The sequence below is a fragment of the Kineococcus glutinatus genome (genome assembly GCF_039542765.1).
Classification (GTDB): domain Bacteria; phylum Actinomycetota; class Actinomycetes; order Actinomycetales; family Kineococcaceae; genus Kineococcus_A; species Kineococcus_A glutinatus.
On record NZ_BAABIL010000467.1, the window covers coordinates 1 to 7,640 of the forward strand.

The 7,640-nt window shown below is 77.8% G+C and carries 7 protein-coding genes; 3 read left to right on the forward strand and 4 right to left on the reverse strand.

The genetic code is table 11. The features are described 5' to 3' along the window. Positions 1–135: 135 nt before the first annotated feature. On the forward strand, positions 136–885 hold the full coding sequence (locus ABEB16_RS16140) for a sulfite exporter TauE/SafE family protein (protein ID WP_345713246.1): 750 nt from the start codon (positions 136–138) through the stop codon (positions 883–885). 114 nt (positions 886–999) lie between these two features. After that, the gene (locus ABEB16_RS16145) at positions 1,000–2,607 is read left to right on the forward strand and encodes a methyl-accepting chemotaxis protein (protein WP_345713247.1); all 1,608 of its coding nucleotides are present in this window, start codon (positions 1,000–1,002) and stop codon (positions 2,605–2,607) included. A gap of 36 nt (positions 2,608–2,643) precedes the next feature. On the opposite strand, the gene ABEB16_RS16150 is transcribed toward ABEB16_RS16145, so the two are convergent. The 4 genes from ABEB16_RS16150 to ABEB16_RS16165 form a co-directional block, all read right to left on the reverse strand. Then, positions 2,644–4,935: a HelD family protein gene (locus tag ABEB16_RS16150; protein WP_345713248.1), complete on the reverse strand. Its 2,292-nt coding sequence runs from the start codon at positions 4,933–4,935 to the stop codon at positions 2,644–2,646. Positions 4,936–5,081: 146 nt separating this feature from the next. Beyond that, positions 5,082–5,591, reverse strand: coding sequence for a mycothiol transferase (locus ABEB16_RS16155; RefSeq protein ID WP_345713249.1), 510 nt, complete (start codon positions 5,589–5,591; stop codon positions 5,082–5,084). Further along, positions 5,588–6,526 carry a LysR family transcriptional regulator gene (locus tag ABEB16_RS16160; protein WP_345713250.1) on the reverse strand — a complete coding sequence of 313 codons (939 nt, stop codon included), beginning with the start codon at positions 6,524–6,526 and terminating at the stop codon, positions 5,588–5,590. Before ABEB16_RS16160 ends, ABEB16_RS16155 begins: the two co-directional genes overlap by 4 nt. 172 nt (positions 6,527–6,698) lie before the next feature. Next, complete coding sequence (locus ABEB16_RS16165) at positions 6,699–7,157, reverse strand: nucleotidyltransferase domain-containing protein (RefSeq protein ID WP_345713251.1); 459 nt, start codon at positions 7,155–7,157, stop codon at positions 6,699–6,701. Between the two features lie 108 nt (positions 7,158–7,265). On the opposite strand from ABEB16_RS16165, the gene ABEB16_RS16170 reads away from it, so the two are divergent. Beyond that, on the forward strand, positions 7,266–7,640 hold a 375-nt coding region (locus tag ABEB16_RS16170), incomplete at its 3' end, for an EamA family transporter (protein WP_345713252.1).

Below are 7,640 nucleotides of genomic sequence, written 5' to 3' on the forward strand. Positions count from 1 at the left end.
CCTAGGCGCCGCCTCCGACGCGTCCGGCCCGCGCGCCCGAACCCGGAGATGGGCGCGACCGGTGGGCCTCCCGTGCGCCCGAACCCGGAGACGGGCGCCGCCGGGGGCCGGGCACCGGTGCGAGGATCGGCACCCGTGACCACCGCCGACCTGCTCCTGCTGGTGCTGGCCGGGACGGGCGCGGGCCTGGTCGGATCGGTCGCGGGGCTGGCCTCCCTCGTGTCGTACCCGGCGCTGCTGGCCGCCGGCCTGCCCCCGCTCGCCGCCAACGTCACCAACAGCGTCGCCCTCGTCGGCTCCTCGGTGGGCTCGGTCGCCGGCTCGGGCCCGGAGCTGGCCGGCCGGGGCCGCCGGCTGCGGCTGCCGGTGCTGCTCGCGGCGGCGGGCGGGGCGGGTGGGGCCGCGCTGCTGCTGCTCACGCCACCGGGGGCGTTCGGGCGGATCGTGCCGTTCCTCGTGGCGGCCGGCGCGCTGGCCCTGCTGCTGCAGCCGCGGCTGCGGGCGCTGCGGCCGGTTCCCGGTGCCGCTCCCTCCCGCCTGGCGAGGGTCGCCACTGGCGTCGTGACCGTCTACTCCGGCTACTTCGGCGCCGGGGCGGGGGTGCTGCTGCTGGCGGTGCTGTCGGTGTGCAGCGCCCGGCCGCTGGCGCAGACCAACGCCGTGAAGAACGTGCTGCTCGGTGCCGCCAACGGCACGGCGGCGCTGGGTTTCGCGCTGTTCGGGCCGGTGTCGTGGGCCGCGGCCCTGGCGCTGGGGGTGGGGTGCGTCGCCGGTGGACGGGCCGGGCCGGCGGTGGTGCGCCGCGTGCCGCAGGACCTGCTGCGGGTGCTCGTCGCCCTGGCCGGTCTGGGCCTGGCCGTGCACCTGTGGCTGGAGGCCCGGTAGCCGGGCGACCGGTGGTGCGGTGGGACCGCCGCGGTGCTCAAGGGGGGCCCGCGCCGCGCCGAGTGAGGAGGAGGACCGGAAGCGCCGGTCAGCACGCATCCCCTGGAGCCGATGATGCCCACCACCCGGTCCACGCGGTTCGGTGACCTGCGGATGGCCGTCAAGGTCGCCCTCGCCGTCGGTGCGGCGGGGATCGTCGCCGTCCTCGTCGGCGTCCTCGCCCTGACCGCGCTGAGCAGCACCGCCGCGGGCACCCGCAGCATGCACCAGGAGAACGTGCAGGGCGTGCAGTTCGCCCAGGAGATGCGCTTCCGCTTCATGCAGGTCCGCTGGGCCTCCGCCAGCCGCTCCTCCGCGCCCACCCCGGAGGAGAAGCAGAAGTTCGCCGACGCCCGCGAGGCGGCCCACGAGGCGCTGGTGGCGGCCGGCGAGGCCTACCTCGCCGAGACCCGTCCCTCCGCGGCCGAGCGGGCGCAGGTGGAGGGCGTGCTGGCCGCGGTGGAGGACTTCTTCGGGCTGGTCGCCCGGACCGACGCGCTGCTGGCGGCCGGGGACGTCGCCGGCTGGAGCCGCATGCGCACCGAGGAGCTGGCCCCGGCGAGCGCCGCGGTGGTCGACGGCCTCGACGCGATCGCCGGGGAGCGGCAGGAGGCCGCCGCCGCGCAGGCCGTGCAGGCGGCCGCGGACTACGCGCGCACGCGCACCGTCCTGCTCGCCGTCCTCGTCGCCGGGCTGCTCGCCGCGGTCCTCGCCGGGGTCGCCGTGACCCGCACCGTGACCGGGCCGCTGCGCCGGGTCCGCAACGCCGTCGAGCGGCTCTCCGAGGGAGACCTCACCGGCTCCGTCGGCCTCGACCAGCGCGACGAGGTCGGGCAGACGGCCGCCGCCCTGGACAGCGCGCTGGCGTCGCTGCGGGTCGTGATGAGCGCGGTGGTGTCCTCCGCGGACACCGTCGCGGCCGCCGCGGGGGAGCTGTCGGACTCGGCCACCAGCATCGCCGGTTCCGCCGCCGAGACCCGCGGGCGGTCCGACGGCGTCGCCGCGGCGGCGGCGGAGGTCTCCGGCAACGTGCAGACGGTCGCCGCGGGCGCGGAGGAGATGGGCGCCTCGATCCGGGAGATCTCCAGCAGCACCACCGAGGCCGCCCGCGTCGCGGCCCGCGCGGTCGACGTGGCGCGCGGCACCACCGCCACCGTCTCCAAGCTCGGCGCCTCCAGCCGCGAGATCGGCGACGTCGTGCGCGCCATCACCGCCATCGCCGAGCAGACGAACCTGCTGGCCCTCAACGCCACCATCGAGGCGGCCCGGGCCGGGGACATGGGCAAGGGCTTCGCCGTGGTGGCCGGTGAGGTGAAGGAGCTGGCCCAGCAGACCGCCCGCGCCACCGAGGACATCACCCGCCGGGTGGAGGCCATCCAGGCCGACACCGACGGTGCGGTCGCGGCGATCGAGGAGATCTCCACGATCATCGACTCCATCCACAGCTACCAGGGCACCATCGCCTCCGCGGTGGAGGAGCAGACGGCCACCACCAGCGAGATGTCCCGCAACGTCGTCGAGGCCGCCGCCGGCGCGGAGCGGATCGCGGCCGGCATCACCGGGGTGGCGGGCACCGCGCAGGGCACCGCCGGGGCGATCGACCGGACCAGCGGCGCCATCGACGAGCTGTCCCGCCTGGCGGCCGACCTGCGCGCGCAGGTGTCCCGCTTCACCCACGCCTGACGCGCCCCACCGGCCGCGCCCCGGCGGCGGGTGGGCTCAGCCCAGCGAGCCCATCCCCGCCGGCAGCGGCCGGGCGTGCAGCACCACGAGGCGCTGCGTCGCGCGGGTCAGCGCCACGTAGAGGTCGTTGGCGCCGCGCGCGCCGCGGGCCAGCACCTCGGCGGGCTCCACGAGCAGCACCGCGTCGAACTCCAGGCCCTTGGCGCGGCGGACGTCGAGGACGCTGACGGTGGCGTCGAGGTCGTCGTGCCCGGCGGCCACCACCCGCTCGCCGAGCACCGCGCGCAGCGCCGCCCGCAGCGACGCCGCCCCGGGCTCGCCGTCCTCGGTGGCGGTGAGCACCGCGAGGCGGCCGCCGGCGAGGTGCGGCAGCTGGGCGCGGACCTGCTCGAGCACGGTCGCGGCCGGGTCCGGGCCCAGCCGCACGGCCACGGGGTCGTGCTCGCCCTCGCGCACCGGCGTGGGGGCCGCGGCCTCGATGCCCGCGGCCTCCAGCACCGCCGCCGCCACGCGCGCGATGCGGGCGGGGGTGCGGTAGTTGACGGTGAGCTCCTCCAGCCGCCAGCGGTCGTCCACCAGCGGGCGCAGCACCTGCCCCCAGCTGCGCGCGCCGGCCTCCGAGGACGTCTGCGCGACGTCCCCGACGAGGGTCATCGACCGGCTCGGGCAGCGCCGCTCCAGCAGCCGCCACGCCATCGCCGACAGCTCCTGCGCCTCGTCGACCACGACGTGCCCGTACGCCCAGGTGCGGTCGGCCACGGCCCGCTCGGCGACGGTGCCCACGGGCCCGTCGACGCCGAAGCGGTCGGCCAGCATCTCCGCGGTGACCAGGTCGTTCTCGTTGCCGGCGGTCTCCAGCACCGTCCGGGCGTAGGCGATCTCGCTCTCGCGCTCGGCGGCGTCGCGGCCCTCGCCGCGGCGGGTGGAGTCGGTGATCTCGCCGAGCAGCTCGGCGAGCTCGTCCAGCAGCGGCACGTCCGCCTCGGTCCACTCCTGCGCGCGCTCGGGCGGGCGCAGCAGGGCCGCGCGCTCGGCCGGCGTCAGCTGCCCGGCGGCCGCGGCGAGCACGCCGGGGTCGGTGAGCAGCCGGCCGAGGACCTTCTGCGGCGTCAGGGGCATCCAGCACAGGTTCACCTCCCGCCGGACGTCGACGTTCTCGCGCAGCTCCTGCAGCAGGTCGGCGCGCTCCTCGGCCAGGTCGGCGCCGCGGCCGCGGGCGAGCTGCTGCGCCAGGGAGCCCAGCACCTCCTTCACGAAGGTCACGCGGGCCTCGTTGTGCGGCTTGCGGCTGCGGCGCGCCTTGCCGCGGGCGCCGGCGACGGCGTCGGGGCGCAGCACCACCGGCGTGCCGTCGACGACGATGCGGATGCCGCGGGCCGGGACGCGCTGGCGGGCGGCGACGGCGGCGGCCAGGACGTCCACCATGCGCAGGTCGCCCTTGACGGCGGCCGCGGCCGGGGTCTCCTCGGCGGTGGCGGTGGTCCCGGGGTACAGCTCGGCGGGGGTGAGGGTGACGACGCCCGTCTCGCCCAGGGAGGGCAGCACCTGCTCGACGTAGCGCAGGAACACCGGGCTGGGCCCGACGAGCAGGACGCCGCTGCGGGCGAGGCGCTCGCGGTGGGTGTACAGCAGGTAGGCGGTGCGGTGCAGCGCGACGGCCGTCTTGCCGGTGCCGGGGCCGCCCTGCACGACGAGCACGCCCCGCTCGGAGGCGCGGATGACGCGGTCCTGCTCGGCCTGGATGGTGGCGACGATGTCGCCCATCCGCCCGGTGCGGGGGGCGCTGACGGCGGCCAGCAGCGCCGCGTCGCCCGTGGTGGGCTCACCGTCGGCGGCGACGAGCACCTCGTCCTCCACGCCGGTGACGAGGCGCCCGGCGGTGAGCAGGTGCCGGCGGCGCACGACGTCGCGGGGCGAGGCGGCGGTGGCCTGGTAGAAGTCCTGCGCCGCCGGGGCCCGCCAGTCCACGAGGAGCTGGCCTCCGCGCGGGTCGGACAGCCCGATGCGGCCCACGTAGCGGCGGCGGTCGGTGGTGGTGGCGGTGAGGTCGAGGCGGCCGAAGCAGAGCCGGTTCTCCACCGACCACAGCTGGGCGAGGCGGTCCTCGTAGAGGGTGGCGAAGGCGTCGCGCTCGAAGCGGCTCTGGTGGGTGCCGGTGGCCTTCGTGCGGCGCACCTCGGCCAGCTGCGCGGCGGTCTGCTCGCGCAGCGCGTCCAGGCGCGCGTAGAGGCCGGCGACGTAGTCGCGCTCGGCCGCCAGCTCGGGGTGCTGGTCGTCCTGCGGCGGCTGTGCGTCCGGGCCGGGGGCGGCGGGGTGCTCGTCGATCACGCCGTCGTCGGCTCCCACCGGGCCGGGAGGCCGGGGCTGGGGTGGCAGGGCGCGGGCACGCGTTCCACCGTAGCCCCGATCGGCCCGGCCGGGCTGGACGGGGGCGCTGCCCAGGCCGGGTGCCCCGGGGGCCGCTCCGGGGGCGCTCACGAGCGGCGCAGCAGCACGCCGCGCAGCAGGGCGGCCTGTCCGGCGTGCTCCAGGTCGTCGTCGAGGACGCTCACCAGCCGCACCCCCAGCGTCACGGGCGGGTCGTAGCGCTCGTCCACGACCCGGTCCAGGTCCTCGTCGCCGAGGCCCCGCAGGTAGGCGGTGGTGCGGGCGTGGACGGCGTCGAGGTAGCCCAGGAGCAGGTCGGCCGGGGCGCGCACGAGGGACACCTGCCCGCTGTCGTGGCCGTAGCCGGTGTCGGTGTCCTCCAGCGGCAGCGCGAAGCGGCGGGCCCAGCCGTCGGCGGTCCAGACCTGCTCGTGGCCGGCGACGTCGGCGACGTGGTCGTCCTGCACGCGCACGAGGTGCCACACGAGCCAGGCGACGGAGTTGGTGGCGCCGTCGAGGCGGTCGGCGAGCCGGGCGTCGTCGAGGCCGTCGACGGCGGCGCGCACGAGGTCCGGGATGCGCCCGTAGCCGTCGAGGAGGAGGTCGCGGGAGTTCACGTGGTCGCTCCGGGGATCGGTGCCGGGGGGCTGGGGACGGCAGTCTGCACCGTCGAGCGCAGGGCCGCGAGGAGGTGCCGCACGGCCGGGCGCTGCAGGCCGCCGGGGCGGGTGGCGAGCCAGACGTGGCGGGCGGCGCCGCCGGCCAGCGGCCGCAGCACCACCTGCGCCGGCACCGGCCCGAGGGCGAGGCGGGAGACGAGGCCGAGGCCGAGGCCGGCGGCGACCATGGCGAGCACGACGTCGTAGTCCATCGCCCGGTGCCGGGTGCGGGGCGCGAAGCCGGCGGCGCGGCAGGTGGCCTCGAGGATCTGGCTGCAGGGGGCGTCGGGGTGGGCCGCCAGCCACGTCTCCTCCCGCAGCAGGGCCGCGTCCACGACGGCGTCGCCGGCCCGGGGGTGGTCGCGGGGCAGCGCGACGTGCACGGGGTCCACCAGCAGCAGCTCGGTGGCGACGGGGCGCGGGCCCGGTCGCGGCTGCCCGGCGGCGTGGTGGCCGAGGACGGCGTCGAGGTCGCCCGTGGCGAGCAGGTGCAGGCTCTCGTGCTGCTCCATCTCGGTCAGCTCGACGTCGAGGCCGGGGTGGGTGGTGCGCAGCAGGCCGGCGGCGGGGGCGGCCAGCGCGCGGGCGGCGGTGGGGAAGGCGGCCAGGCGCAGGCTGCCGACGTCCCCGGCGGCGTGGGCGGCGAGGACGGCCTCGGCGCGCTCCACCTCGGCGAGGACGGCGTCGGCGTGGGCGACGAGGACCCGGCCGGCGTCGGTGAGCCGCACGCCGCGCCCGGCGCGCTCCAGCAGCCGGTGGCCGGTCTCGGCCTCCAGGGCGGCGAGCTGCTGGGAGACGGCGGAGGGCGTGTAGGCCAGGGCGCGGGCGGTGGCGGTGACGGTGCCGTGGACGGCGAACTCCCGCAGCACGCGCAGCCGTCGGACGTCGAGCACCCAGGGAGACTAGGGCCTGTCCTGCGGATCTCCAGGCTCCTGGTCGACGCCCGGGCGGCGCCCCGCGGCGTTCTCCTCCGTGCCGATCCGACAACGGGACCGGCACGTCGTCGGCCTTGCGGTGCATCCACCCGACCGCCGACCAGCGCGCCATGGATCCGCAGGAGAGACCCTAGGGGGTGGCGGGTGCGCCCGCGCCGGGGTCGAGCGCCGCCGCGGCCCGGGCGAGGAGGCCGTGGCGGTCGTGCAGGACGCGGTGCCCGTCGCGCAGGACGCGGTGGGTGCCGGCGTCCAGGGGCAGGGCGGCCCACTCCGGCGCCGCCAGGCCGAGCTCGACGAGCAGCCCGGAGCGCAACCGGTGGCGGCGCTCCAGCAGCGGGCCCCAGGTGGCGCTGCGCACGTGCCGGCTGCCGGGCCGCAGCCGGGTGAACCACGTGGTGTCGGCCGCGAGCCGCGCGAAGGCCGGGCTGAGGACGACGAGGTCGACGTCGCTGGCCATGCGGGCCCGGCCGCGGGCGTGGGACCCCACGAGGGCGACGGCGTGGACGTCGACCTGGTCCTGCGCCCACCGGGTGAGGTCGGTCAGCAGCCGCTCGGTCTCGCGGTGGCGGCCCTTCATGCGTGCGCTCACGGGCGCAGGGTGCCAGGGCGCCGACCGCCGCACCGTGCAGTTCTCCTGCACGGTCACCGGAGAACTTGTCGCTGGACTGCACGGTCGCCGTCGTGAGGTCATGCCCGGGTGATCTCCCGCGCTCTCCTCCCCGACCTCGGGGTGCTCTCGGTGGCCCTCGTCTGGGGCTGCTCGTTCGTGGCGGTGCAGCAGGCCGCCACCGGTGCCTCCGTGGCGCTCGTCCTCGCGGTGCGCTTCGGGCTGGCCGCGCTGCTGCTGCTGCCCGTCGTGCTGCTGGCCACCCGGGGCCGGGCCCCGCGCGGTTCCTGGCCGGCGGCGCTGCGCCGCGGCGTGGTCCCCGGCGCGCTGCTGCTGGCCGTCTTCCTGCTGGAGACGCACGGCGCGGTCCGCACCACCCCGGCCCGCGCCGGGGTGCTCATCGCCCTCTTCGCGGTGGTGGTGCCGTTCGCGGCGGCGGTGCGGGAGCGGCGGGCGCCGCGCTGG